The 25,751-nt window shown below is 75.5% G+C and carries 11 protein-coding genes; 10 read left to right on the top strand and 1 reads right to left on the bottom strand.

Annotated elements, in window-relative coordinates:
* Positions 1-13: 13 nt before the first annotated feature.
* Both OG974_RS01775 and OG974_RS01770 read left to right on the top strand, forming a co-directional pair.
* Entirely contained in the window at positions 14-1,279 is a 1,266-nt protein-coding gene (locus OG974_RS01775) for a cytochrome P450 (protein ID WP_371645160.1), read from the top strand.
* Entirely contained in the window at positions 1,276-2,232 is a 957-nt protein-coding gene (locus OG974_RS01770; protein WP_371645158.1) for an NAD-dependent epimerase/dehydratase family protein, read from the top strand. Before OG974_RS01775 ends, OG974_RS01770 begins: the two co-directional genes overlap by 4 nt.
* 90 nt (positions 2,233-2,322) lie before the next feature.
* Here OG974_RS01770 and OG974_RS01765 read toward each other — a convergent pair whose 3' ends face one another.
* Positions 2,323-2,526, bottom strand: a complete 204-nt coding sequence (locus OG974_RS01765; RefSeq protein WP_054223070.1) for an MbtH family NRPS accessory protein — start codon at positions 2,524-2,526, stop codon at positions 2,323-2,325.
* Between the two features lie 223 nt (positions 2,527-2,749).
* Between OG974_RS01765 and OG974_RS01760 the strand changes: the two genes are divergently transcribed.
* From OG974_RS01760 to OG974_RS01725, 8 genes are all read left to right on the top strand, one after another.
* The gene (locus OG974_RS01760; RefSeq protein ID WP_371645156.1) at positions 2,750-5,095 is read left to right on the top strand and encodes a lantibiotic dehydratase; all 2,346 of its coding nucleotides are present in this window, start codon (positions 2,750-2,752) and stop codon (positions 5,093-5,095) included.
* A complete protein-coding gene (locus OG974_RS01755; protein WP_327279198.1) occupies positions 5,095-6,600 on the top strand; it encodes an amino acid adenylation domain-containing protein in 1,506 nt (501 codons plus the stop codon). The genes OG974_RS01760 and OG974_RS01755 overlap by 1 nt, the downstream gene beginning before the upstream one ends.
* A gap of 164 nt (positions 6,601-6,764) precedes the next feature.
* The gene (locus OG974_RS01750) at positions 6,765-7,775 is read left to right on the top strand and encodes a threonine/serine dehydratase (RefSeq protein ID WP_371645154.1); all 1,011 of its coding nucleotides are present in this window, start codon (positions 6,765-6,767) and stop codon (positions 7,773-7,775) included.
* Positions 7,772-8,065, top strand: a complete 294-nt coding sequence (locus OG974_RS01745) for an acyl carrier protein (protein WP_328764130.1) — start codon at positions 7,772-7,774, stop codon at positions 8,063-8,065. Before OG974_RS01750 ends, OG974_RS01745 begins: the two co-directional genes overlap by 4 nt.
* A gap of 10 nt (positions 8,066-8,075) precedes the next feature.
* Positions 8,076-10,367 (top strand): lantibiotic dehydratase, encoded by a 2,292-nt coding sequence (locus OG974_RS01740; protein WP_371645152.1) that lies wholly within the window; start codon positions 8,076-8,078, stop codon positions 10,365-10,367.
* Positions 10,368-10,585: 218 nt separating this feature from the next.
* Positions 10,586-16,930, top strand: coding sequence for an amino acid adenylation domain-containing protein (locus tag OG974_RS01735; protein ID WP_371645150.1), 6,345 nt, complete (start codon positions 10,586-10,588; stop codon positions 16,928-16,930).
* Positions 16,931-16,971: 41 nt separating this feature from the next.
* A complete protein-coding gene (locus OG974_RS01730; protein ID WP_371645148.1) occupies positions 16,972-24,366 on the top strand; it encodes an amino acid adenylation domain-containing protein in 7,395 nt (2,464 codons plus the stop codon).
* A complete protein-coding gene (locus OG974_RS01725) occupies positions 24,363-25,721 on the top strand; it encodes a cytochrome P450 (RefSeq protein ID WP_371645147.1) in 1,359 nt (452 codons plus the stop codon). Before OG974_RS01730 ends, OG974_RS01725 begins: the two co-directional genes overlap by 4 nt.
* Positions 25,722-25,751: the final 30 nt, after the last annotated feature.

Raw genomic sequence — 25,751 nt, 5'->3', positions numbered from 1 at the left:
GCGCGACCGCCGAGTGTACGTACGCAGCCACCCGCTGCTGTTCGCGCTGCTCGCCGCCACGCGCGGGCGGCCCGTACGGCGGCTCGGGGGGACGCTGCTGGTGCACGGGGAGGCAGCGTACCGGGAGGCACTGACCCGGCTGCCGCTCGACCGTACGGCGGCCGGCACCACCGGCGGCGCGGCCCGCGCCGCGCTCTCCGGTTCGACGGACCCGGACGCGGGAGGGGGCGGTGTGCTGTTCGACCAGGACGGCAGCGGGCACCGGGCGGACCGGCGGGACCTCGCGGAGGAGCTCGGCGCGGCCGGGGTGGCGCAACTGCGCACGGCGTGGCAGCCGTTGCTGGCGCGCGGGCTGGCTCCGCTCGTGCGGGGCGCCGAGGTCGACGTGGTCGCGCTCGCGCGGGAGCTGTCGGGGGCGGTGGTGTGCCGGCTACTGGGCTCGGACGCGGATCCGGCGGCGGTGGCGACGGCTGCGGCGGCCGCAGCCGCGGCATCGGTGCGCACCCACCTGCCGGGCCCGCCCCGCCCGGGAGCCAGGGCGTCGGCCGCCCGCACGGCCCACGCCCTCCAACAGCTCCTCGCCCCGGCGCCGGCACCGGCGACCGACGCCCCGTTCGCCGGCCGGCCGGCCCGGACCGCGTCGGGGCGTCCGCCGGGCGGCCCGGCGATCGAGGAGTCCCAGGCCCCGCCGGGGGAGAGCGCCGCGGCGCTGCCGCCGTCGGGCGACGCCGCGGAGTCCGGCGGCAGGAGGGCGGCCGCCGGGCGGCCGGGCCGGAGCGGGACGGACCCGGCGCTCGCCGCGATGGTGGCGGTGGCCGCCGTCAACACCACCGTGGCCGCGCTGCCGCGGGCGGTGGCGTGGTGCGCCGACGCCGGTCTGTGGGACCAGGCCGCGGACCCGGTGCTGCGCCCGCGGCTGGTCGACGAGCTGCTGCGGGTCACGGCGGCCTCGCCGCTGCTGCCCCGCGCGGCGGCGGCCGACGGCACGGTCGGCGGCTGCCCGGTCCGCGGCGGCGACCGGCTGCTGCTGGTCACCCGGCATGCGGCGCAGGCGCACCGCCGCGACCCGGACGCCCTCGCCCCGGCCGATCCGGCACGGGCCCACCTGGTGTTCGGCGCCGGGCCGCACGCCTGCCCCGGCGCCCGCCTGGCCCGTGCCCAGCTGGCCGACGCCCTGGCGGCCCTGGCGCCGTTCCGGCCGGTGGTGAGCCGCGCCCGGGTCGACCGCCGGGCCGCCCTGCCGGGCTGGCGCGTACTGACCGTGAAGGCAGCCTCGTGACCGCCGGCCGCAGCGACGGGCTGCGGGTGGCCGTGACCGGGGCGAGCGGGTTCTGCGGGGGCCACGTGGCGCGGGCGGCCGCGGCCCGCGGGGCCGAGGTGGTGTGCCCGGGGCGGCGGCCCGGGCCCGTCGGGGAGCACCGGTCCTGGGACGCGGCCCGCGCCCTGCCGGACCTGGCCGGGGTCGACGTCGTCGTGCACTGCGCGGCGGCGGTCGGCGACCCGGCGCCCGGCTCCCCGGCCGAGGCGCAGATGTACGCCGTCAACGTCGGCGGCACCGAACGGCTGCTGCGGGCCGCCGGGGGCCGGCCCGTGGTCTGGGTCAGCAGTGCCAGCGTCTACGATCCGCGCCGCGACCGCAGCCTGGTCGACGAGGACCATCCGCGCGCCGGGCAGTTGAACGCCTACGGCCGCACCAAGGCGGCGGGCGAGGCCCTCGCGCTGGCCGCGGGGGCGGTCGCGCTGCGGCCGCGGGCCGTCTACGGCCCCGGCGACGGGACGCTGCTGCCGCGGCTGCTCTCCCGGGTGAGGGCCGGGACCCTGCTGCTGCCGGGGCCGGACGTACCGCTCAGCCTGACGGCGGTGGAGAACCTGGCCGACGCCGCGCTGGCGGCGGCCGGCTGGGCGCCCGGCGCGTACAACGTGGCCGACGCGGCGCCCTACGCGCGCGACGCGGCCGTGCGCCGGGTGCTGCGCGCGCACGGCGTCGTGGCCCGCATCCGGCACCTACCCGTCGGGGTGGCCCGTACGGCGGCCCGCGCCGCGGAGCTGCTCGCGCGGGGCGGCGAACCGGCCCTGAGCCGCTACGCGGTGGACCAGCTGGCGCACCCGGTGGTCCTGGACCTGACCCGGGCCGGCGCCCAGGGCTGGACCCCGCACCGCACCCTGGACGACTACCTGACCACGCTCGCCCCCGGCCCCGCCCACGGCCCCGGGGAGGTGTCCGCCCGCTAGCGGCGGGGCCGCGCGGGGTGGTGTTGCACCGGTCGGCGGGGCTCCGTTCCCCCGCGGCTCAGCCGCGCCGACCGGCGTTCGGGCCCCCGTTCAGGCGCTCGCCATGCGGCGGCGCAGGCTCAGCGGACGCATGTCCGTCCACACCTCCGCGATGTGGTCGAGGCACTCCTGCCGGGTGCCCGTCGTGCCCTCGGCGTGCCAGCCCGCCGGCAGTTCCCGGTCCGCACGCCAGATGGAGTACTGCTCCTCGTCGTTGCGCACGACCCGGTAGCCGTTCTCGTCGGTGTCACTCATCGCTTCGGTCCTCCCGCTCATTCGGTCAGCGGGTCACAGCGTGCCGCCCCGGCCCCGACCCGCCATAGGGACAAACGCGCAGAAGGACCGGCGGTCGGTGCTGCCGCTCCTTCCCTGGTGGTGCCGGTGTGCGCGGCGGCAGTGTTCGGGGCAGCCAGGGTGGCGTCCGAGAGGCACACCGCCGCCGGCCACGCCACCCCATCAGGCTGGAAGGAGCTCCGCCATGTCGGACACCCCAGAGACCGTGCACCTGCCCACCGGCGGGTGGCGGTTGTGGGAGCACTTCGCACTCCGCGGTCCGGGTTTCCCGGCCGAGGGGGTCCTGCGCATGGCCCCGCCCGGACTCGCCCTGGCCGCCGCCAAGTTCGGGCCGGGCGACCAGCTCGCCGGACCGGACTGGGAGGCGTTCACCGGGGCCTTCGACACCGGCGCGGTGCGCACCGCCGGCCTGCTCCAGGACATCGCGGCCTCGCCGCGCTTCCGGGCCGCCGTGGCCTGGCAGAACCCGGCGGTGCTGCGCACCGGGATCGCCCCGTTCCTGAACTGGACGCCGACCGCGGCGGGCCGGACCAGCATGCCCCGCCAGCGCGAAGAGCTGGTGGCGCACTACTGGCAGCGGTTCTGCGTCAAGAACGACACCATCGGGTTCTTCGGACCCGTCGGCTGGGGCCGCTGGGACCTGACCACCGACGGCGTCCGCGTCGACCCCGGCAGCGGCGGGTTCCTCGCCGACTCGCGGGTCTATTTCGCCAGTTGGGCCATCGACGCGCTGGCCAAGTCGTTGAACGCCGATCCTGCGCTGCGTGCGTGGATACCGCCGCGCCGGGTGTCCTTCGTACGGGCCGAGGGCCTGTCCGTGCACCTGCCGGGTCGGCCGCCGCAGCCCATCGGCGAGAGCGCCCGCGCCGTACTGGACCTGTGCGACGGGACCCGTCCGGTGGCCGGGATCGCCGGGCAGCTGGGCATCCCGGTGGCGGAGGCGACCGAGACGGTGCAGTGGCTGCTGGCCAAGCGGTGGGTGCACTGGCGGCTCGACGTGCCGACGGGCACCTACCCGGAGCGGGAACTGCGGGCCGTCCTGGAGCGGATCGGCGATCCGGCGCTGCGGGAACCGGCCCTGGAGAAGCTGGCCGTCCTGGAGCGCGGCCGGGACGCCGTGCAGGCGGCCGGACAGAACGCCGAGGCGCTGACCTCGGCGATCGGCGCCCTGGAGGCGGACTTCGCGGCACTGACCGCCACCGACGCGCAGCGCTCCAAGGGCGCGCGGACCGCGCCGTGCCGGGGGCTCGTGTACTCCGACGCCCGGCGTGCGGCGACGGCGACCCTGGGCACCGCCCTGCTGGACGAGCTGACCCCGCTCGCGCAGTGTCTGACCGCGGCGCGCTGGATGACGAACCGGTTCGCCGAGCGGGTGGTGACCCGGCTGCGCGAGGTGTACGAGCGGCTGAGCGCGGCCGGTCCGGTGGACCTGGGCGCGATGTGGCTGGGCTGTCTGCCGTCGCCGTACCCGGAGGCGGGCCGCGACCTCGACGCCGTCCAGGCGGAGCTGCGGGAGAAATGGGCGCGGATCCTGGCGGTGCCCGAGGGGGCGCGCCGGGTACGGGTGTCCTCGGCGGACATCGCGGAGCGGGTGCGCGCGGAGTTCGAGGAGCCCGGCGCGGGCTGGTCACTGGCCCGCTACTTCAGCCCGGACGTACTGCTGCTCGCCGAGGACGCGGACGCGGTGGCGCGCGGGGACTTCGAGATGGTGCTGGGCGAGATGCACAGCGCGCTCAACACGATGGGCGCCTCCCTCTTCGTCCACCAGCATCCCGACCGCGACGAGCTGATCGCCGAGACCACCCGTGACTTCCCCGGTCCGCGGCTGCTGCCGATGCTGCCCAAGGAGCTGCCGCTCAAGTGGTCGACGCGCAGCAGGCCTTCGCTGGACCGGCCGCAGGACTACTACGTCTCCCTGGTCGACGACACCGGTGACCCGCACCGCCCGCGCACCGTCCTGTGCGCCGACGTCACGGTGGAGGACCGCGGCGGCCGGCTGACGGCGGTGCTGCCCGACGGTGCCGCGTTCGACCTGCTCGACGTGTACGCGAACACCCTGACCCAGCAGGTCATGGACCGGTTCACGCTGCGCCCCGAGGGCGACCACACCCCGCGGATCAGCATCGACAAGATGGTGGTGGCGCGCGAGACGTGGGCCTTCCCGGCGTCCGAACTGGCCTTCGCGGACGAGAAGTCCGAGGCCAAGCGGTATGTGAGGGCCCGGCACTGGCGGGAGGAACACGACCTGCCGCGCTTCGTGTTCGTGGTCTCCCCGACCGAACCCCGTCCGTTCTACGTGGACTTCGACAGCCCGGTGTACCTGAGCATCCTCGCGAAGGCCGCGCGCAGGCTGGCCCGCAAGGATCCCGGGGCCAAGCTGAAGGTCAGCGAGATGCTGCCCACGCCGGAGCAGGCCTGGCTGACCGATGACCGGGGCGACACGTTCACCTCGGAGCTGCGCTTCGTCGCCGTCGACCAGACGGCGGTCGACCGGACCGCGGTCGACCGGACCGCGGGCGGAGGAGCGTGATGCGGACCTTCGTCGACGACATCGCCGCGCACGCCGCCCGCACGCCCGGCCGGATCGCGGTGACCACCCCGACCGGCGAGGTGACGTACGGGGAGCTCATCGCCCGTATCGACGCGCTTGCGGCGGTGCTGCGGGCGCGCGGCGCCCGCCCGGAAAGGGTGTGCGCGGTGGCCGTGGAGCGCGGCGTCGACGCCGTGGTCGGGCCGGCCGCGGTGGTGCGCTCGGGGGCGGCGTTCCTCGGCCTCGACCCGGAGCAGCCGCCGGCCCGGCTGGCGGCGCTGGTCCGCAGTGGCGGCGCCGACATGCTGCTGACCTCCTCGGCCCTGGCGGGCCGGCTCGACCTGCCGGTTCCGGGGACTCCCGTACTGCTGGACCGCCCGGGGAGCGTGGCCGGGGAGGAGCCGGGGGCCGGCGGGCCGCTCGGCGGGCGGGCGCTCGCGTACGTCAGCCACACCTCCGGGAGCACCGGGGAACCCAGCGCCGTGCTCGTCGAGCACGCCGGTCTGGACTCCTATCTACGGTTCGTCGCCCGCGACTACGGCCTCGGGCCGGACACGGTGGCGCTGCAAGTGGCCCCGCTGGGCTACGACGCCTCCCTGCGGGACACGTTCGCCCCGCTGCTGGCGGGCGGGCGGCTGGTGGTGGTGCCGCGTTCGGCGCTGCTGCGGCCCGAGGAGTTCGGGGCCGCCGTGCGCGAGCACCGGGTGACCGCGCTGCTGAGCGTGACGCCGTCCTTCCTGGCCTTCCTTGCCGGGCAGCCGGACGCGTCCGGGCTGCTCGCGGGGGTACGGGTGGTGGTGTCCAGCGGTGAGTCGCTGCGGCCCTTCCTGACCGCCGGAGGGCGGGCCCTGGTGCCGGGGTCACTGGTCAACCAGTACGGGCCGACCGAGTGCACGATGACCTCGACCCGGTACCCCGTACCGGCCGAGCCGGACGTCGTGAGCGACCTCGTCGGCACGCCGATCGACGGCGTGGTGGTCCACCTGCTGGACTCGGGGCTGTCGCCGGTGCCCGAGGGGGCCGTCGGGGAGGTCTGCATCGGCGGCGTGGGCGTGGCCCGGGGCTACCGCGGGCTGCCCGCCCGTACGGCCGAGTGCTTCGTCCCCGACCCGCTCGGGCCGCCGGGGGCGAGGATGTACCGGACGGGCGACCTGGCGAGCCGGGGCCCGGAGGGGCTGGAGTACCTGGGTCGCCGCGACCGGCAGGTCAAGATCCGTGGATACCGGGTGGACCCGGCCGAGGTCGAGGGCGCACTGCTCGCCCATCCCGGGGTCACGGGGGCGGTGGTCACCTCCGACACCGACGCCCAGGGGCGGGTGTTCCTGGTCGCGCACCTCACCGGGGACCTGGAGGACGTGAAGGACGCCGCGCTGCGCACCCACCTGGGCGCCACGCTGCCCCCGCACCTGATGCCGCGCCGCTTCGCGCGGCTGGCGGAACTGCCCACCACCCGCGGCGGGAAGGCCGACCGCCGCGCCCTGTCACAGACCGGAGGCCGGCCATGACCAGCGCACCCGCCGCATCCCCGGCACACGCGCCCCGCTCCCCCGCGTCCCACGTGTCGCACGCGCCCGGGCGCCGGCCGGCGCCGCCCGCGCCCCGCCCGGGCGCCGCCTCGCCCCCCTCGGCTCCTGTGGGCCCCGCCGCGGCCGGCGGAGCGGCCGGCGCCGTGCGCGTCCCGCTCGGTCCGGCCGACGTGGCGGCCGCCGCCGCGCGGATCGCCGGCCACGTGCGCCGCACACCGCTGCTGCCGGGGCTGCCCGCGCCCGAGCGGCGCCGGGTCGGATGGCGACTGCTGCTGAAGGCCGAACACCTCCAGTACGGCGGGTCGTTCAAGTTGCGCGGGGCCGCGAACGCCGTCCTGGCGCTCGGAGCCCGGCGGATCGTCACCGGCTCCTCCGGCAACCACGGAATCGCCTTGGCCCGGCTGGCCGCCTCGCTGGGCGCGGAGCTGACCGTGGTGCTGGCGGGCGGGGCGCACCCCGCCAAGATCGCCCTGATCCGGGCCCTCGGCGGGCGGACGGTCGGCGTGCCGGGCGGCGTCGCCGAACGCGACGCCCGGGCGCAGGCGCTGGCCGAGGAGACGGGCGCGGTCCTCGTGCCTTCCTCCGACCACGAACTGGTGGTCGCCGGGCAGGGCACGGTCGGCCTGGAGATCCTCGCCGAGGCACCCGACGTCGAGACCGTGTACGTGCCGACCGGCGGGGGCGGGCTGCTCGCGGGGGTGTGCCTCGCCGCGTACGGGCACCCGGTGCGGGTGGTGGGCGTCGAGCCCGCCGGTACCCCCCGCTACGCCCGGTCCCTGGCCGCGGGGCACCCCGTACGGCTGCCGCCCGGTGACACCGTCGCCGACGGGCTGCGCGGCCAGCAGCCGGGAGCCGTGCCCTATCCGATCATCCGGGACCGGGTCGACGACCTGATGACCGTGTCCGACGCGGAGGTCCTCGCCGCTGCCGCGCTGCTGCGACGGCGCGGGTTCGAGGCCGAGCCCTCCGGTGCGGTCGCGCTGGCCGGGGCGATCCGAGCGGGCCGCGGCACCGGCCGCTCCGTCGCCGTCGTGTCGGGCGGCAACACCACCGCGGCCCTGACGGCGGCCGCCGCGGCCGCCGCCGCCTCCCCTTCCCACCGCGCCACCCGCACCACCCACACCGCCCGTTCGCTCTTCGAGGAGATCTCATGACCATGACCGTGAACGAGACCGTGAACGAGACCGCGCACCTGACCGCGCAGCTGACCGCCACCGCCCTGACCGAGCTGGTCGTGTCCATCTACCGGGAGACGCTGGGGGTGGCCGACCTCGACGAGCAGAGCGACTTCTACGAGTGGGGCGGCGATTCTCTGGCCGCGTTCCGGATCACCGCACGGATCGAAGAGGCACTGGGGGCCGAGGTCCCGGTGGCGCTGGTCTTCGCCTACCCGTCGCCCGCGGACCTCGCCGACGTCGTCCACGCCGACTTCGTCCGGGCATGAGGGGCAGGCCATGACCGACACCTACGTACCTGGCGGCCGCTGGCGGCTGTGGGACCAGTTCGCCCTGCGCGGGCCGGGTTTCCCGGCCCGGGGCGTGCTGCGGCTGGCCCCGGACGGGCTGGCCGCGGCCGCCGACAAGTTCGACCCCGACGAGGGCCCGGCGGGCCTGGCCGGTGAGCGGTGGGGGGAGTTCACCGGCCTGTTCGCCGACGCCCAGGTGGAGACGGCGCACACGCTCCAGGAGATCGCCCGGATGCCCGCCTTCCGGGAGGCGGTGGCCTGGCAGAACCGCCCGGTCCTCAGCTCCGGGATCGCCCCGTTCCTGAACTGGACGCCGACCGCGGCGGGCCGGACCAGCATGCCCCGCCAGCGCGAAGAGCTGGTGGCGCACTACTGGCAGCGGTTCTGCGTCAAGAACGACACCATCGGGTTCTTCGGACCCGTCGGCTGGGGCCGCTGGGACCTGACCACCGACGGCGTCCGCGTCGACCCCGGCAGCGGCCTGATCGCCGGATCGGAGGTGTACTTCGCCAGCTGGGCCGTCGACGCGCTGGCCGCACGGATCGACACCGACCCGCGGGTACGGGAGTGGTTGGCGCCGCGGCGCGTGCCGTTCGTCCGCCAGTCCGGCCTGGACGTGACGGTGCCGGGCCGCCCGCGCCAGGCCCTCGCCGAGCAGGCGCGTGCCGTGCTCGCGCTGTGCGACGGCGTACGGCCCGCCCGGGAGATCCGCGCCGCTCTGCCGGACGTGGACGTGTCCGCGGTGCTGGCCGACCTGGTCGCCCGCCGGTGGGTGCTGTGGAAGCTGGAGGTGCCCGCCGACGCCCGCCCGGAGCGGCATCTGCGGGCCTGGCTGGAACGGGTCGGGGACGCTGAGCTGCGCGACCCGGGTCTGGCCGCCCTGGACGCCCTGGAGCGGGGCCGGGACCGGGTACGGGCTGCGGACGGGCCTGAGGCGCTGGTGGCCGCGCTGACGGACCTGGAGGGCGAGTTCGTCGCGCTGACCGAGACCGCCGCCGTACGGGAGAAGTCGGCCGGTACGGCGCCCTGCCGGGCCCTGGTGTACTCCGACTGCCGCCGGGCGGCGACCGCCACCCTCGGGCGGACCGTGCACGAGGCGCTCGCCCCGCTGCACCCGCTGCTGACCAGCGCCGGCTGGCTGACCGCACGGCTCGCCGACGCGGTGATGGGCCGGGCGCGGGAGGTGTACCGCCGGCTGGCCGCGCAGGGGCCGGTCGACCTGGCGGCGTTCTGGTTCGCCTGCATGCCGATCCTGCACGGCGCCGCCCGCACGGAGTCCGCCGAGCTCCAGCAGGAGTTCCGCAGGCGCTGGGACGCGATCCTTTCGCCGCCGCCGGGCACGCGCCGGGTCACGCTGCCGCTGGAGGCCGTCGCGGGGCCCGTCGCCGAGCAGTTCGGCGGCCCGGGCGGCGGCTGGACCGCGGCCCGCTACCTCAGCCCCGACATCATGATCGCGGCGTCCGGGGAACGGGCGGTGGCCCGCGGCGACTTCGAGCTGGTCCTCGGCGAACTGCACGTCGCCGCCAACACCTTGGGCGCCTCGCTGTTCGTCAACCAGCATCCGGACGCCACGGAGCTGACCCGGCTCACCGATCGGGACCATCCCGGTCCCCGGCTGCTGCCGCTGCTGCCCAAGGAGCACCGCTCCCGGCTGTCGGCGCGGATCCGGCACTCCCTGGTCCGCCCCGAGGACTATTACGTCGCCCTCGTCGACTTCACCGCCGATCCGGGCCGGCCCCGTACGGTGCTCAGCGCCGACGTGGTGGTGACCGAGGGCGCGGACGGCGAGCTGGCGGTGGTCCTACCCGACGGGTCCGGGTTCCCGGTGGTGGATGTGTTCTCGCACGTGCTGACCACCCTGGCGATGGACCTGTTCCAGATCCTGCCGGACGGGACCGAGCACTCCCCCCGGGTCACGGTGGACCGGCTGGTGGTGGCCCGCGAGACCTGGCGGCTGCCCCCGTCGGACATGGACTTCGCCGAGGAGAAGGACGAGGCCCGCCGCTTCGTACGGGCGCGGCAGTGGCGGGAGCGGCACGGGCTGCCGCGGTTCGTGTTCGTGGTGCTGGCGACCGAAACCCGCCCGTTCTACGTGGACTTCGACAGCCCGGTGTACGTGAACATCCTCGCCAAGGCGGTCCGCAGAATGGCCCGCAAGGAGCCGGCGGGCCGGGCCGTGTTCACCGAGATGCTGCCGAGCCCCGAACAGGCCTGGCTGACCGATGACCAGGGCGAGGTGTACACCTCCGAGCTGCGCTTCGTGGCGGTGGACGAGGGCTGACCCGACGGGGTCTGACGGGCCGGGGCCGACCGGCGCGGCGCGTGCCGCACAGGGGGGAGCGACGCGCACACGGCGACGCGCACGGCGGAACAGGGCCGTGCGGCGGCGCCGTTGCGCGTTCTACCCCCCGGCGGCTGCGTGCGCGGCTGCGTCTTCTTCCCTACTGACGGATCTCCACAGCCAGCAGTGTTGAGGAAAACACCGCTTGGAGGCCCACAGTGAAGGTTGTCGCAGCGCACGGCGGACCGGCGAGGCACGGCAGCGAAGCCGGCGACGTCGTCCGTGACGGTGACGGAGTGTCGTTCGCGCAGCGGAGGCTGTGGTTCCTCGACCAGCTCACCGGAGGCTCCGCCGAGTCCCTGCTCCCGCTGGCCCTGCGCATCCGCGGCGCGCTCGACGTCCCGGCGCTGGAGCGGTCGCTGTCGGGCATCGTGGACCGCCACCAGGTGCTGCGCACCCGGTTCACGGCCGTCGACGGCGAGCCCGTACCGCAGGTGGACCCGCCGGGCCGCACCCGGCTGGCTCGGGTGGAGGCGGCCGGCACGGACGAGCTGTTCGACCGGGGGCTGGCGCGCCCCCTGGACCTGGCGAAGGAGCACCCGCTGCGCGCCACGCTCGCCCGCATCGGGCCCGAGGAGCACGTGCTGCTCCTGGTGGTCCACCACATCGCCGTGGACGGCTGGTCCTGGGACGTACTGCTGCGCGAACTGGACGCCGGTTACCGGGGAGAGGCGGTGGACGCGCCCGCGCTCCAGTACACCGACGTCGCCCGCACCGAGGCCGAGCGACTGAACGGTCCGCGCATGGAGCGGCTGCTCGGGTACTGGCGGGAGCGGCTGGCCGGGGTCGCCCCGCTCGCGCTGCCCGCGGACCGGGCCCGACCCGCGTTCTGGGACGGCTCCGGGGACGTGGTCCGCTTCGAGCTGCCGGCCGAGCTGGTCGCCGAGGTCGACCGGGTGGCCCGGGAACAGCGGGCGACCCGCTACATGCTGCTGCTCTCCGTGTACCAGGCCCTGCTGGGACGTTACTCCGGCCGCACCGACATCGCCGTGTGCACCACCCTGGCCGACCGCGGGCGCCCCGAAGTGGGCGCTCTGATCGGGCCGTTCGTGAACACGATCGTGCTGCGCACCGATCTGTCCGGCGATCCGAGCTTCGCCGGGCTGCTGGGCCGGGTCCGGTCGGCGGCCCTGCGGGACTTCTCGCACGCCGAAGCGCCGTTCGACCGGGTCGTCGGCGAGGTGGTCACCGAGCGCGACCTGTCCCGCCACCCGCTCGCGCAGGCCTCGTTCACCCTGCTCAACACCGTCCCGTCGGCGGCCCGCCTGGACGAGCTGGACGTGGCGCTGGTGCGGACCCCGCTGACGGGCACCCCGCTGGACGTGTTCCTCGACCTGAGCCTGCGCGCGGGCGGCGGCATCGCGGCGCGGCTCCAGTACTCCACGGCCCTGTTCGACCGGAGCACGATGGTCCGCTTCACCGAGGGTTACGTCGCGCTCCTGCGCGCGGTGACGGCCTCGCCGCAGACGTCCGTGGCCGAACTCGCGGGCCGGCTGGAGCCGCTACCCGGCCAGGAGCGCCGGCGGCTGGTCGCGATGGCGGGCTCGGGGCGCCCGGCGCCGGCCGCGAAGCCGTTCGCCGTGGCCGGTGAGCCCGGTGCGGTGGCCCTGGTGTGCGGGGAGGAGTCCCTGCGCTACGGGGAGCTGGACGCGCTCGGCGGCGGCCTGGCCACGGCCCTGCGGGCGGCGGGCGTCGGCCCGGGGACCCCGGTGGGCGTGTGCCTGGAGCGCGGGGTGCGGTCCGTGGCCGCGATGACCGCGATCTGGCGGGCCGGCGGGGTCTACGTGCCACTGGATCCCGCGCTCCCCGAGGAGCGGCTGCGGTTCATGGCCGCGGAGGCCGGTCTGCACTGCGTGCTCACCGATGCCGCGACCGGCGAACGGGCCGCCGCGCTCGGCCCGCGGGTACTGCGGGTGGAGGACGCCGCGCCCGATGCGGACGCCCCGCACCACACCCCCGGTCCGCGGGACCTCGCGTACGTCATCTTCACCTCGGGCTCCACCGGGCGGCCGAAGGCCGTCGGCATCGAGCACGGTGCGATCGCCGCGCACGTCGCGGCCGCCCGCGAAGAGTTCGGGATCACCTCCCGGGACCGGGTGCTCGCCTTCTCGTCCTTCTCCTTCGACGCCTCACTGGACCAGCTGCTGACCGCCCTCGGCTGCGGGGCCACCCTGGTGGTCCGGCCCGACGAGCAGTGGCTGCCCGCGCAGGTCCCCGCGGTGGTGGAGCGGCACGGGATCACCGTCCTGAACCTGCCGCCCACGTACTGGGCCGAGCTGGCCTTCTCGCTGACCGACCGCACGGCGGCCGCGCTGGCCGGGCTGCGCCTGCTGATCCTCGGCGGGGAGTCCGTCCCGTCGGCGGCGCTGGCCGCCTGGCTGGCGCGGGCCCCGCAGGTGCGGGTGCTCAACGCGTACGGACCGACGGAGACCACCGTCACCGCCACCACGCACGAGATCGGCGCGGCCGGGGACGACGGCCGGGTGCCGATCGGGCGGCCGCTGGGCTCCCGCCGGGCGTACGTGGTCGACGCGCAGGACGAGCTGGTACCGGTCGGCGAACCGGGCGAGCTGCTGATCGGCGGCCCGGAACTGGCCCGCGGCTACCTCGGACAGCCCGCCCTCACCGCCCTGAAGTTCGTCCCCGACCCGTACGCCGGCGACGGCGGCCGGCTCTACCGCACCGGCGACCTGGTCCGCCGACTGCCCACCGGCGAACTGGAGTTCCTCGGCCGCACCGACGACCAGGTCAAGATCCGCGGCTTCCGCATCGAACTCGGCGAGGTGGAGGCGGCCCTGGCCGCGTGCCCGGGGGTGGTGGCCGCCGCGGTGGCCGTCGGCGAGGACGCCCAGGGCGGCAAGAGCCTGACCGGCTACGTGGTGGCCGGGCCCGACGGCCCCGTGGAGCCCGCCGCGCTGCGGTCCCACTGCGCCGGCCGGCTGCCGCACTACGCCGTGCCCGCTGACTTCGTGGCGCTGGACGCGCTGCCCGTGAACGCCTCGGGCAAACTCGACCGGGCCGCCCTGCCCGCGGCGCGGCCGGACGGGGGGCCGGCGCAGCGGGACCGGGCGGCGGGCGGCGCCGAGTTCGTCGCGCCGCGCGACGCCACCGAGCGGGTGGTCGCCGAGATCTGGGCGGAGGTCTTGGGCGTCGACCGGGTCGGCATCGACGACGGGTTCTTCGACCTGGGCGGCCACTCCCTGCTCGCCACCATGGCCGTGTCCCGGATCGCGGAGCGGCTCGGCCGCGAGGTGGAGCTGCGCACCCTGTTCGAGAACCCCCGCATCCGCGGGTTCGGGCCGCTGGTGGCCGCGGCCCGGCAGGCGGGCGCGGCGACGGTCGTCCCCGTGGACCGCTCGGGGCCGCTGCCGCTGTCCTTCGGGCAGGAGCGGATGTGGTTCCTGGACCGCATGTCCGACGTCGGCGACGAGTACGTGCTCTGGTTCTCGTGGCGGATGCGCGGCGGGCTCGACCGGGACGCCTGGCAGGGCGCCCTCAACGAGGTGGTGGCCCGGCACGAGGCGCTGCGGACCGCGCTGGTCGAGGTGGACGGCCGGCCGGCGCAGCGGGTGGTCGACGGGGTCCGCGTACCGCTGGTGTGGCAGTCGGCCCCGCCGGGGGACGACGAGGCCGTGCGGCTGGAGCGGCTGCGGGAGGTGGCCGTCCCGTACGCCACCCGCCGCTTCGACCTGGCCGGGCCGCCGCTGCTGCGGGCCGGGGTGTGGGAGCTGGACCCCGAGGACCACGTCGCGGTCATCGCCTTCCACCACGCGGCGACCGACGGCTGGTCCAAGGACGTGATCATCGGTGAGCTGGCGCAGGCGTACGCCGCCCGGGTGGCGGGGCGTCCGGCCGAGCTGCCGCCGGTGCCGATCCAGTACGGGGACTTCGCGGTCTGGCAGCGCGACCGGATGGCCGGTGAGGTACTGGAACGGCAGCTGGCGTACTGGGAGCGGGCGCTGGCGGGGGTGCCCGTACTGGAGCTGCCGACGGACCGGCCGCGCCCGGCGGGCTGGTCGGGCCGGGGCGGCGCGGTCGAGATCGATCTGCCCCGGGAGCTGGAGGCGGCGCTCGGCGAGCTGGCCCGGCGCTGCGGGGTGACGCGGTTCACGGTGCTGCTGGCCGTGGTGCAGATCGTGCTGGGCCGCTGGTCGGGGCAGCAGGACGTGGCGGTGGGCACACCGGTCGCGGGCCGCGGCCAGCTGGAGCTGGAGCGGCTGGTGGGGCTTTTGGTGAACACGGTGGTGCTGCGCGGGAACCTGTCCGGCGAGCCGTCGTTCACGGAGTTCCTGGGCCGGGTCAGGGAGTCGGTGCTCGGGGCCTTCGACCACCAGGAGGTGCCGTTCGAGCGGCTGGTGGAGCAGCTGCGGCCGGAACGGGACCCCTCCCGCAACCCGTTGTTCCAGGTGATGTTCGACGTCCAGGAGAGCGCCGCCGGTGGGCCGCGGGTCGAGGGACTGGACGTGGAGCACTTCGTCCTGCCGTGGGGTTCGGCCAAGTTCGACCTGACCGCGACCTTCCTGCTCTATCCCGACCGGTTCGCGCTGAACGTGGAGTACGCGAGCGACCTCTTCGACGCCGCCACGGTCACCCGGTTCGCCGGGCACGTGGGCCGGGTGCTGGCGGCGGTGGTGGCCGATCCGGAGCAGGCCGTCGGACGGCTGGAGCTACTGTCGCCCGCGGAGTACGCGGAGCTGGCCGGAGCTGCGGGCTCCGCGGTGGCCGCCCCGGCGGCGGTCCCGTTCACCGTGTCGGGCGCCCCGGACGCGCCGGCGCTGCTCTGCGGGGACGAGACCCTGACGTACGGGGAACTGGACGGCGTGACCGGCGGGCTGGCCCGCGCCCTCGCCGCCGCCGGGGTACGGCCGGGGACACCGGTCGGCGTGTGCCTGGGGCGCGGCATCCGCTCGGTCGCCGCCATGGCCGCGATCTGGCGGGCCGGCGGGGTCTACGTACCGCTCGACCCGCGGCTGCCGGCGGACCGGCTGCGGTTCATGTGTGCCGAGGCGGGCGTGCACAGCGTCTTCAGCGACGCCTCGACGCACGCACTGGCCGCCGCGCTCGGCCCGCGGACCGTGCCCGTCGAGACCGTCGTGCCCGACCCGGACGCGCCCCGCCACACCCCCCATCCCGGTGACCTCGCCTACGTCATCTTCACCTCGGGCTCCACCGGCCGCCCCAAGGCCGTCGGCGTCGCGCACCACGCGCTCGGCGCACACACCGCCGCGGCCCGCGAGCTGTTCGGCATCACGGCGGACGACCGTGTCCTCGCCTTCGCCTCCTTCTCCTTCGACGCGTCCCTGGAGCAGGTGCTGCCCGCCCTCGGCGCGGGAGCCTCGGTGGTGGTCCGCCCGGACGAGGTGTGGTCGGTGGAGGAGCTCGCCGAGGCCGTCCGCACCCGGGGCGTCACGGTCATGGAGGCCACCCCCGCCTACTGGGAGGAGATCGTCGCCCGGCTCGACACCGTCGCCGGGGACCTCAAGAGCCTGCGGCTGCTGGTCACAGGCGGCGAGGCGCTGCCCTCGGCGCCCCTGGAGCGCTGGTTCGCGCATCTCCCCGACGTGCCGATCGTCAACACGTACGGGCCGACCGAGGCCGTCATCTCGGCCACCGCCCAGCCGGTCACCGCACCGGTCGAGGGCCGGGTCGCGATCGGCCGGGCGTTGGGCTCGCGCCGGGCGTACGTGGTCGACGCGCTCGACCAGCTCGCACCCGTCGGGGTGCCCGGCGAGCTGCTGATCGGCGGCCCGGAACTGGCCCGCGGCTACCTCGGACAGCCCGCCCTCACCGCCCTGAAGTTCGTCCCCGACCCGTACGCCGGCGACGGCGGCCGGCTCTACCGCACCGGCGACCTGGTCCGCCGACTGCCCACTGGCGAACTGGAGTTCCTCGGCCGCACCGACGACCAGGTCAAGATCCGCGGCTTCCGCATCGAACCGGCCGAGATCGAAGCCGTCCTGGAACAGCACCCGGGCGTGCACGGCGCGGCCGTCCTGGTCCGCGAACTGCGCGGCGAGCGCGCCCTCGTCGGCTACGCGGCCGGCCGGGGGCTCGACGCCGGGACACTGGCCGCCTGGTGCCGGACCCAACTGCCCGGCTACATGGTGCCCGCCGCGTTCGTCCTGCTCGACGCCCTGCCCCGGACCGTGCAGGGCAAGGTCGACACGGCTTCCCTGCCCGAGCCCGCACTGCCCGAACCGGCCGCGTCCGTGGCGCCGCGCACCCCCACCGAGGTCGTGACGGCCCAGATCTGGGCCGAGGTCCTGGGCCTGGCCGAGGTCGGCATCCACGAGGACTTCTTCGCCCTCGGCGGGCACTCCCTGCGCGCCGTGGCGGCCGCGTCCCGACTGCGCACCGCGTTCGACTGCCCGATCCAGGTGCGCGACCTGTTCGACCACCCGACGGTCGAACTGCTCGCCATCGAAGTGGAACGGCAACTCATCGACCAGATATCCGCGATGAGCGACGACGAGATCGACCTGTCCCTGACCTCCGACTTCTGATCGCCCAGGCGATCCCAGCCCTTGATTGGACGGCACTCGCAATGACCACTGCGCAGGTCGAAACCTCCGCCCCCACCGGCACCGCCGCCACGCCCGCCACGGCCGCCACCGCGGCCCCCGGTGCCCCGGCCGGTCTCTCGCCGGCCGCTCGCCGGCTCCTCGAAATGCGGCTGCGCGGCAAGACCGCCGCCGCGCCCGCGGGCATCCCCCGCCTCGAACCGCGCCCCGCCCGTGCCCCCCTGTCGGCCGCCCAGCAGCGCCTGTACTTCCTCGACCAGCTCGACCCCGGCGGCGTCGAGTACCTGATGCCCGCGGCCTGGCGGTTCGCCGGCCCGCTGGACGTGGCCGCGCTGAGCGCCGCGATCGGAGACCTCGTCGCCCGCCACGAGCAGCTGCGGGTGGTGTTCTCCCACGAGGACGGCGTGCCGGCCCAGCACGTGCTCGCCGCCGCCGACACGGCGGGCCTGGACGTGGTCGAGCTGCCCCCGGCCGTGCGCGACGGCGACCGCGCGGCGCTCGCCGAGGCCGTACGGGAGGTGGCGCTGCGCCCCTTCGACCTGGCCGCGGCGCCCCCGTTCCGGGCCACCCTGCTGCGGATCGCCGCCGACGACCACGTGCTGGTGCTGGCCATGCACCACATCGTCTCGGACGGCTGGTCCCTGGACGTCCTGACGGGCGACCTGAGCGCCTGCTACCACGCCAGGAGCGGGGGCCGGCCCCCGCAGCTCGCGGCGCCACCCGTCGAGTACACCGACTACGCGCACTGGCAGCGCGGGGCCGACGACAGCACGGAACTGGACTACTGGCGCACGACCCTTTCCGGCCTGACACCGCTCGAACTGCCCACTGACCACCCGCGCCCCGCCGTGCGCACCTTCGCCGGCGCCGTGCACGCCGTCGAGCTCCCCGCGCCGCTGACGGCGGCCCTGGCCGAGCTCAACCGACGGGCCGACACCACCTCGTACATGACCCTGATGGCCGCCTTCCAGGCGGCGCTCGCCTTCCACAGCGGCCAGGACGACATCGCGATCGGCACCGTCGTCGCCAACCGCGAGCGCCCCGAGATCGAGCAGCTGGTCGGCTTCTTCGTGAACACCCTGGTCATCCGCACCGATCTGGGGGGCGACCCGACCTCGGCGCAGCTCCTGGCCCGGACCCGGGAGAGCGTCCTGGGCGCCCTCTCCCACCAGAGCCTGCCCTTCGAGCGGGTCGTCGACGAACTGAGCCCCGAGCGGGACCTGTCGCGCAACCCGCTGTTCCAGGTGCTGTTCTCGCACTCCGCCACCGCGCGGCAGGAGACGTACGCCCTCGGCGGGGCGACGGGCACGGCCTTCCCCATCGAGCTGACCACCGCGAAGTTCGACCTGACGCTCGACGTCGGCGAGGACGCGGACGGCATCCGACTCCGGTTCGTCTACCGCCCCGACCTGTTCGAGGCGGCTTCGGTGGCCACGCTGGCCGAGCACACGGTCGCGGTGCTGCGGGCGTTCGCCGAGGCCCCGGACGTGCCGCTCGGCATGGCCGACCTGCTCACCGGGGACGAGCGGGCCGCACTGCTCGGCCAAGACGGCCCCGCGAACCGCCCCCCGGCGGACTCCGTGCCCGAGCCTGCTCCGCGGCTCGCCCTGGAGCGCCTGGCCGAGCGGATGCGGCTGACCCCCGCCGCGGTGGCCGTCTGCGGCGGGGGCCGCAGCCTGACCTACGCCGAACTCGACGCGGCCTCCCTGGCCCTGGCCCGGCGACTGCGGGCCGCGGGCATCGGCCCGGAGTCCCTGGTCGGCGTGTGCCTGGGCCGCTCGGTCGACCTGGCCGTGGCGCTGCTCGGCGTCTGGCGGGCCGGCGCGGCGTACCTGCCGCTGGATCCCGCCCACCCGCGGGCCCGGCGGGAGTTCACCGTCGGTGACGCCGGGGTGGAGTGGGTGGTCGCCGACGGTGTGGGCCGGGCCGCGGTGGAGGGGCTGCCGGTGGGCGTGATCCCGCTGGCCGCCGACTGCGCCGGCGACGGCGACCGCACCGGCGAACGCAGCGGGGCCAACGACCCCCTCGCGGACGCGCTCCCCGGCCCGGACACCCTCGCCTACGTCATCTACACCTCCGGGTCGACCGGACAGCCCAAGGGCGTCGAGATCACCCACGGCAACCTCGCCTGGTTGCTCGGCGCCGCCGACCGCCACTTCGACTTCGGCGCCGACGACGTGTGGACGCTCCTGCACTCCCCCGCGTTCGACTTCTCCGTCTGGGAGCTGTGGGCCCCGTTGACCTCCGGCGGGCGGGTGGTGGTGCTGACCGAGGACGAGGTCCGCGACCCCGCCGCGGTGCACGCCGTCCTGCGCGACGAGCGCGTGACCGTGCTCAACCAGACCCCGGCCGCCTTCAAGGGGCTGCGGGCCCATCTGGCCCAGCAGGGCGAGGAGTTCGGCGCACTCGCGCTGCGCACCGTGGTCTTCGGCGGTGACGCCTTCGACGCCCGCGACTACCGCGACTGGTTCGCCGTGCCCGAGGACGGGCGGCCCGCTCTGGTGAACATGTACGGGATCACCGAGACCACCGTGCACGTCACCTACCGGCTGATCACCGAGGAGGACACGGTCAGCGCCGTGTCCTCGCCGATCGGCCGCCCCCTGGCGGGCCAGCACGGCTACGTCCTGGACCGCGCGGGCCGGCTGGTGCCGCACGGCACGGTGGGTGAGCTGTACGTGGCCGGCGGGGGCGTCGCCCGCGGTTACCGCAACCGGCCGGAGCTGTCCGCCGAGCGGTTCCCCCTCGACCCGTTCGGTCCGGCCGGGACCCGTATGTACCGGACCGGTGACCTGGTACGGGTGCTGCCCGACGGCCAGTTGGCGTACGCCGGGCGGGCCGACCACCAGGTGAAGATCCGCGGTTTCCGCATCGAGCCCGGTGAGATCGAGACGGCGCTGCGCGCGCTGCCCGGCGTACGGGACGCGGCGGTGGTGGCGCGGCCCGACGCGCACGGCGGCGCCCGCCTGGTCGCCCACGTGGTGCTGACCGAGGGCCGGCCGCTGGACGCGCCGGACCTGCGCGACCGGCTGCGGCTGACGCTGCCCGAGTACATGGTGCCCGCGCTGTTCGTGCGGCACCCGGAGCTGCCGATCACCGCCAACGGCAAGGTGGACCGCACGTCCCTGGTGGCGGTGGCCGTCGAGGGGGCGGCCGCGCCCGCCGGGCACGTCCCGCCGGTCGGTGCGACCGAGGAGGCGCTGGCCCGCATCTGGTCGGACGTGCTGGGCGCCGAGCGGATCAGCCGCACGGCCAACTTCTTCGACCTGGGCGGCGACTCGATGCTGGCCCTGCGGGTGATCGGGCAGGCCCGCTCCGCCGGACTGGGCCTGAGCGTGCCGGACCTGTTCCGGGCCCGCACCCTGGGCGACCTGGCGGCGCTGGCGACGGACGCGGCCGACTGCGGCGGCCCCGCGCCCGTGGAGCCGTTCTCCCAGCTCGACCCGGCGGACGCTGCCCGGCTCCCGGAGGGGCTCGACGACGCGTACCCGCTGACCATGCTCCAGGCCGGCATGCTGCACGAGATGCTGGCCGACCCGGGCCGCGGCGCCTACCACAACGTCACCGACCTCAAGATCACCGTGCCGGAGGGCTTCGACCTCGGTGCGTTCCAGACCGCGGTGGACACCGTCGTACGCGGCCACAGCATCCTGCGGTCCTCCATCGACCTGGTGTCCTTCTCCGAGCCGCTCCAGCTGGTGCACCGCACCGCGGAACTCCCCGTCGGCTACAGCGATCTGCGGGGCCTGCCGCACGAGGAGCAGTGGGCGTCCGTCCGGGGCTACGTCGACGCGGAGTTCGCCCGGCGCTTCGACCTGGCGGCCCCTCCGCTGGTCCGCATCCACCTGCACCGGCTCACCGACCGGGAGCTGCGGCTCACCCTCACCGACTGCCACGTGGTCCTCGACGGCTGGAGCCTGACCTCGCTCATCGCGGACCTGCTCGACCTGCACCGGCAGGCCGTGGCGCAGGGCCGGACCCCGCAGCTGCCGGCGGCGCCCCCGTACGCCGAGTACGTCGCGCTGGAGCGGGCCGCGCTCGTCGACGAGGAGGGCCTGGACTACTGGCGGTCCGCGCTGAGCGACCTGAGCCCGATCCGGTTCACACGGCGCGGCACGGAGGCCTCCGACGGCGGGCAGGTCGTCCACGAGGTGCGCCGCTCCTACGCCGCCCTCGCCGAGCCGATCGGCCGGCTGGCCAAGCTGGCCGGGGTGCCCCGCCGCACCGTCCTGCTCTCGGCGTTCCACCACACCATGAGCCTGTTCGCCGAGCGCGACGGCTCCGCCGAGGGACACTCGATCGGCCTGGTCACCAACGGCCGGCCCGAGGTGCCGGGCGCGGACCGGATGCGCGGGCTGTTCCTCAACACCGTGCCGTTCGGCGTGCGGCGGCCCCGGGGCAGCTGGCTGGAGTACCTGCGGGCGGCGTTCGCCGCCGAACAGGAGATGCTCCCCTACCGCAGGGTGCCGCTGGCCCGGATGGCGCAGCTGCGGCCCGGCACGCCCAGCCTGGCGGACACCCTCTTCAACTACGTCAACTTCCACCGACTGTCCGGGGACAGCTGGGACGACTCGCTGGAGATCGCCCGCACGGCGTTCCCGCTGATGCTCAACGCGAGCATCGAGTCCTTCACCCTCGACGTCGACCCGGACTACCTGGCCCCGGCCACCGCCGAGCAGCTCGCCGACCTGATGTGCGGGGTGCTGAAGGCGATGACCGCGCGGCCGCAGGCGCCCGTCACCGCGCCGGCGCTGGCCGGCGAGGCACGCATCCGCGCGCTGGAGGAGTGGGGCCGCGGGCCCGAACTGCCCAACACCCCGCTGATGTTCCACGAGTGCGTGGCCGAGCACGCCGCGCGCACGCCCGACGCGGTGGCCGTCCGGCAGGGCGAGCACGAGGTCACTTACGCCGAACTGGACGCCTCGGTGCACCAGTTGGCGGACCGCCTGCGCGCGCTCGGCGTCGGCCCCGAGGTACCGGTCGGCATCTGCCTCGACCGGGGTCCGGAGATGGTCCGGGCCGTACTCGGTGTGCTCCGATCGGGCGGCGCCTTCCTGCCGCTGGAGTCGCAGCACCCGGCCGACCGACTGAAGTTCATCGTCGAGGACAGCGGGATGCCGGTGCTGATCACCCAGTCCTCGCTGCTGGGGACGATCCCGTTCGACGGCCCGACCCTGGTCGTCGACGACCCGGAGACCTGGGCCGGCCCCGTCGGGGACGCCGCCCCGGCGCTGCCGGTCACCGCGGACAACGCGGCCTACGTCCTCTACACCTCCGGCTCCACGGGAACGCCCAAGGGCGTCACCATCCAGCACCGCAGCCTGACCAACATGCTGGAGGGGCAGCGCGACCTGTTCCCCGTGACCCCCGCCGACCGGGTCCTCCAGTTCGCCTCCCTCAGCTTCGACGTCTCGATCCTGGACCTGACGTGGGCCCTGGCGAACGGCGCCCAGCTGTGCACCCCGCCCCGGGAGGCGCTGCGCGCAGGCGCCGACCTGTCGAACACCCTGCTCGACTACGGGATCACGGTCGCCATGCTGGCGCCGAGCGCCCTGGCCGCCCTGGGCGAGGACCGCTTCCCCGCGCTGCGGACCCTCCAGGTGGCCGGCGAGGCGTGCCCCGCCGAACTGGCCCAGAAGTGGGCGCGCGGACGACGGTTCTACAACGTCTACGGGCTCACCGAGACGGCGGTGTGGTCCGTCTCCACCCTCCTCAAGCCGGACTGCAAGCGTCCGCCGATCGGCTGGCCGATGCGCAACACCCAGGTCTACGTCCTCGACGAGGACCTCCAGCCGGTCCCCGTCGGGGTGCAGGGCGAGGTCTACCTCGGCGGGCGCGCCATCGGCCGGGGCTATGTGAACCGCCCCGACCTGACCGCCGCGGCGTTCGTCCCCGACCCGTACGGCGCCCCCGGCGGCCGGCTGTGCCGCACCGGCGACATCGGTGTCCAGCTGCCCGACGGCGCCGTGGAGGTCCTGGGCCGACGCGACAGCCAGGTCAAGCTGCGCGGGTTCCGCATCGAGCTCGGCGAGATCGAGCACGGGCTGCGGGAACTGCCGGACGTGCAGCAGGCGGTGGTCCTGCTGCGGCGCGACCTGCCCGAGCCGGCCCTGGTCGCGTACGTGGTCCCCGAGGCGGGGGTGGAACCCGTCGTCGAGCCCTTCCGCCGGGCCCTGCGGGCCAAGGTGCCCGCCTACATGGTTCCCGCCCGGTTCGTCTTCCTCGACTCGATGCCGGTCAACAGCAGTGGGAAGGTCGACAAGAAGGCCCTGCCGCTGCCCTCGGCCGACCGCCTGCACAGCGCCACCGCGTACGTCGCGCCCGGCACCCCGGCCGAGGTGGTCCTCGCCGAGGTGTGGCGCACGGTGCTCGGCATCTCCCAGGTCGGCGTCCACGACGACTTCTTCGCCCTCGGGGGCAGTTCGCTCTCCACCGTCCGGGTCGCCGCGCAGGCCGCCGCCCGCGGGCTGAGCGTCTCCGTACGGGACCTGCTCGAACTCCCGACGATCTCCCGGCTCGCCGCCCGCGCCACCGAGGCGGCGGCGGAAGCCGCGCGGCCCGCCGGCCCGGCGGACCCGCTCGCGCCGCCCCGGGCCGTCACCTCGGAGGTCCGGCTGCGCGAGGGCGAGGGCTCCCCGCTGTGGTGCGTGCACCCCAGCGGCGGCAGCGGCGCCTGGTACGTGCCGCTCGCCCGGGCCCTCCCGCCGGGGCAGCCGGTCCGGGCCTTCCAGGCCCGCGGGCTGCTCGGCGGTGTGGACCCGACCACGATCGCCGGCATCGCGGCCAACTACGCCGCCGAGCTGGCCGTGCACGGCGGGCACGGCACGCACGACCTGCTGGGCTGGTCCATGGGCGCCAACATCGCCCTGGAGATGGCCACCCAGCTGCACGAGGCCGGTCACACCGTCGCCCCGCTGACGCTGATCGAGCCGTACCTGCCCCACCCGGCGGCCCGCGAACGCCTCGCCGCGGTCGGCCGGGACATGGAGCGGGGGCTGCGGATGCGCGATCGCGTCCGCGCGCTGCCCCCGTCCGCGGAGCGGGTGACGGCCGTGGCCGAGCTCACCACGCTGCTGCTGGGCGCCGGCATGAGCCCCGGCGAGGTGGCCCTGGTGGAGCACGCCCCCATCGAGGTGTGGCACTCGCTGCTCACCGCGCTGGCCGGCTACGAGCTGCGCCCCTACTCCGGCCATGTCCACCTCGTGGTGGGCAGCGCGGCCGCGGAACTGCCCGACGGCGAGGCAATGCCCGGGCTCGACGTGGACTTCCGGACCTATGTCGAGCGCTGGCGCGAGACCGCGCTCGGCGGGCTGACCGTCCATGTCACCGAAGGCGACCACATGTCCATGATGTCCGAACGGCTGATGCACAAGACCGCTGCCGTGCTCGGCCGGATCCAGTCGGAGGAACGCCGATGACCGTCCTGACCACCCACACCCCCGCGACCACGACCGCGACCGAGACCGAGACCGGGCTGGTGTGCCCGGTCAGGGGGAGGACGGCGCCGCAGGCCGCCTCCCCGTCCGCCCCGCAGGTCCGGCCGCCGGCCCCCGCCCCGGCTGCCGGCTTCACCGAGCGCTACCTCCTCGACCCCTCCGTCAACGCGGACCCGTACGGGTACCTGAACTCCCTGCGCGACCACGACCCCGTGTACTGGTCGGCCATGCACCGGGCCTGGCTCGTCACCGGGCACGCCCAGCTGATGCACTGCCTGCGCGACCCGGCGGTCTCCGCCGAGCGGGTGCGCCCGCTGATGGACGCCGTGCCGGAGGGCGCCCGCGAGGACGCCGAGCGGGCCTTCGCGATCCTGTCCCGCTGGATGGTGTTCAACGACGCCCCGCAGCACCGGCGGCTGCGCCAGGTGTTCCAGGAGCAGTTCGCGGCCCGCGCGATCGGCCGCTACCGGGCCTTCGTCGAGCGCGCCACCCGCGCCATGCTCGCCCGCCGCGCCGTCCCCGGCAGGATCGGGGACCTGGTCGCCGACATCGCCCGGCCGCTGCCCGCCCTGGTCTTCGCCCGCTGGCTGGGCGTCCCCCAGGCTCACGGCCCGTCCTTCTGGTACTGGAACGCCCGGGTCGGCGACCTCGTCCTGGGGGCCGCCCAGGAGGAGCGCGAGTACCGCACCTCGCTCCAGTCCCTGGTCAACCTGGACGACTACCTCGCCGACCTGGTGCGCCAGCGCCGCGCCGACCCCAAGGACGACCTGATCAGCGCCGTGCTGGCGGGCGGCCAGATAGGGAGTTCGGTCAGCGAGGAGGAGTTCGTCGGGATGCTGACGCAGATGGCCTTCGCCGGCGGCGAGACCACCAGCAACCTGATCGTCAACACCGTGCTCGCCCTGCTGGAGCACCCCGACGAGCTGGCCGCCGTCCGCGACGACCCGCAGCTGGTGTCGATGGCGGTGGAGGAGGCGATGCGCTTCGACGGCCCGTCGAAGATGTCGATCCGCACCGCCGCCCGGGACTTCGACCTCGACGGTCGTTCCGTACGCGCCGAAGACCGGCTGTTCCTGGTCACGGCGGCGGCCAACCGCGATCCGGCGCGCTTCCCCGACCCGGACCTGTTCAGCGTCCGGCGGGGCAGCGCCTCGCACCTCGGGTTCGGGTTCGGCGCGCACTTCTGCATCGGGGCGGCGCTGGCCCGGCTGGTGACCGGCGCGGTGGTCGACGTACTCGTACGCGAGTACCCCGGCCTGGAGCTGCTACCCGAGCAGCACGCCTGGCAGCCGTCCCTCCTCAACCGCGCGCTGACGGCCCTGCCCGTCCGCTACTGACCACGGCCGCCGGACGGCGGCCCGACAGAC

The sequence above is a fragment of the Streptomyces sp. NBC_00597 genome, from assembly GCF_041431095.1.
In the GTDB taxonomy this organism is placed as follows: Bacteria; Actinomycetota; Actinomycetes; order Streptomycetales; family Streptomycetaceae; genus Streptomyces.
This window is presented reverse-complemented; position numbering and strand designations above follow the sequence as displayed.

What these genes read in the sequence shown, in the direction of transcription:
- OG974_RS01765 (WP_054223070.1), bottom strand. Translation starts at nt 2,526, where the DNA reads ATGAGTGACACCGACGAGAACGGCTACCGGGTCGTGCGCAACGACGAG.
- OG974_RS01760 (WP_371645156.1), top strand. Translation starts at nt 2,750, where the DNA reads ATGTCGGACACCCCAGAGACCGTGCACCTGCCCACCGGCGGGTGGCGG.
- OG974_RS01755 (WP_327279198.1), top strand. Translation starts at nt 5,095, where the DNA reads ATGCGGACCTTCGTCGACGACATCGCCGCGCACGCCGCCCGCACGCCC.
- OG974_RS01745 (WP_328764130.1), top strand. Translation starts at nt 7,772, where the DNA reads ATGACCATGACCGTGAACGAGACCGTGAACGAGACCGCGCACCTGACC.
- OG974_RS01740 (WP_371645152.1), top strand. Translation starts at nt 8,076, where the DNA reads ATGACCGACACCTACGTACCTGGCGGCCGCTGGCGGCTGTGGGACCAG.
- OG974_RS01730 (WP_371645148.1), top strand. Translation starts at nt 16,972, where the DNA reads ATGACCACTGCGCAGGTCGAAACCTCCGCCCCCACCGGCACCGCCGCC.
- OG974_RS01725 (WP_371645147.1), top strand. Translation starts at nt 24,363, where the DNA reads ATGACCGTCCTGACCACCCACACCCCCGCGACCACGACCGCGACCGAG.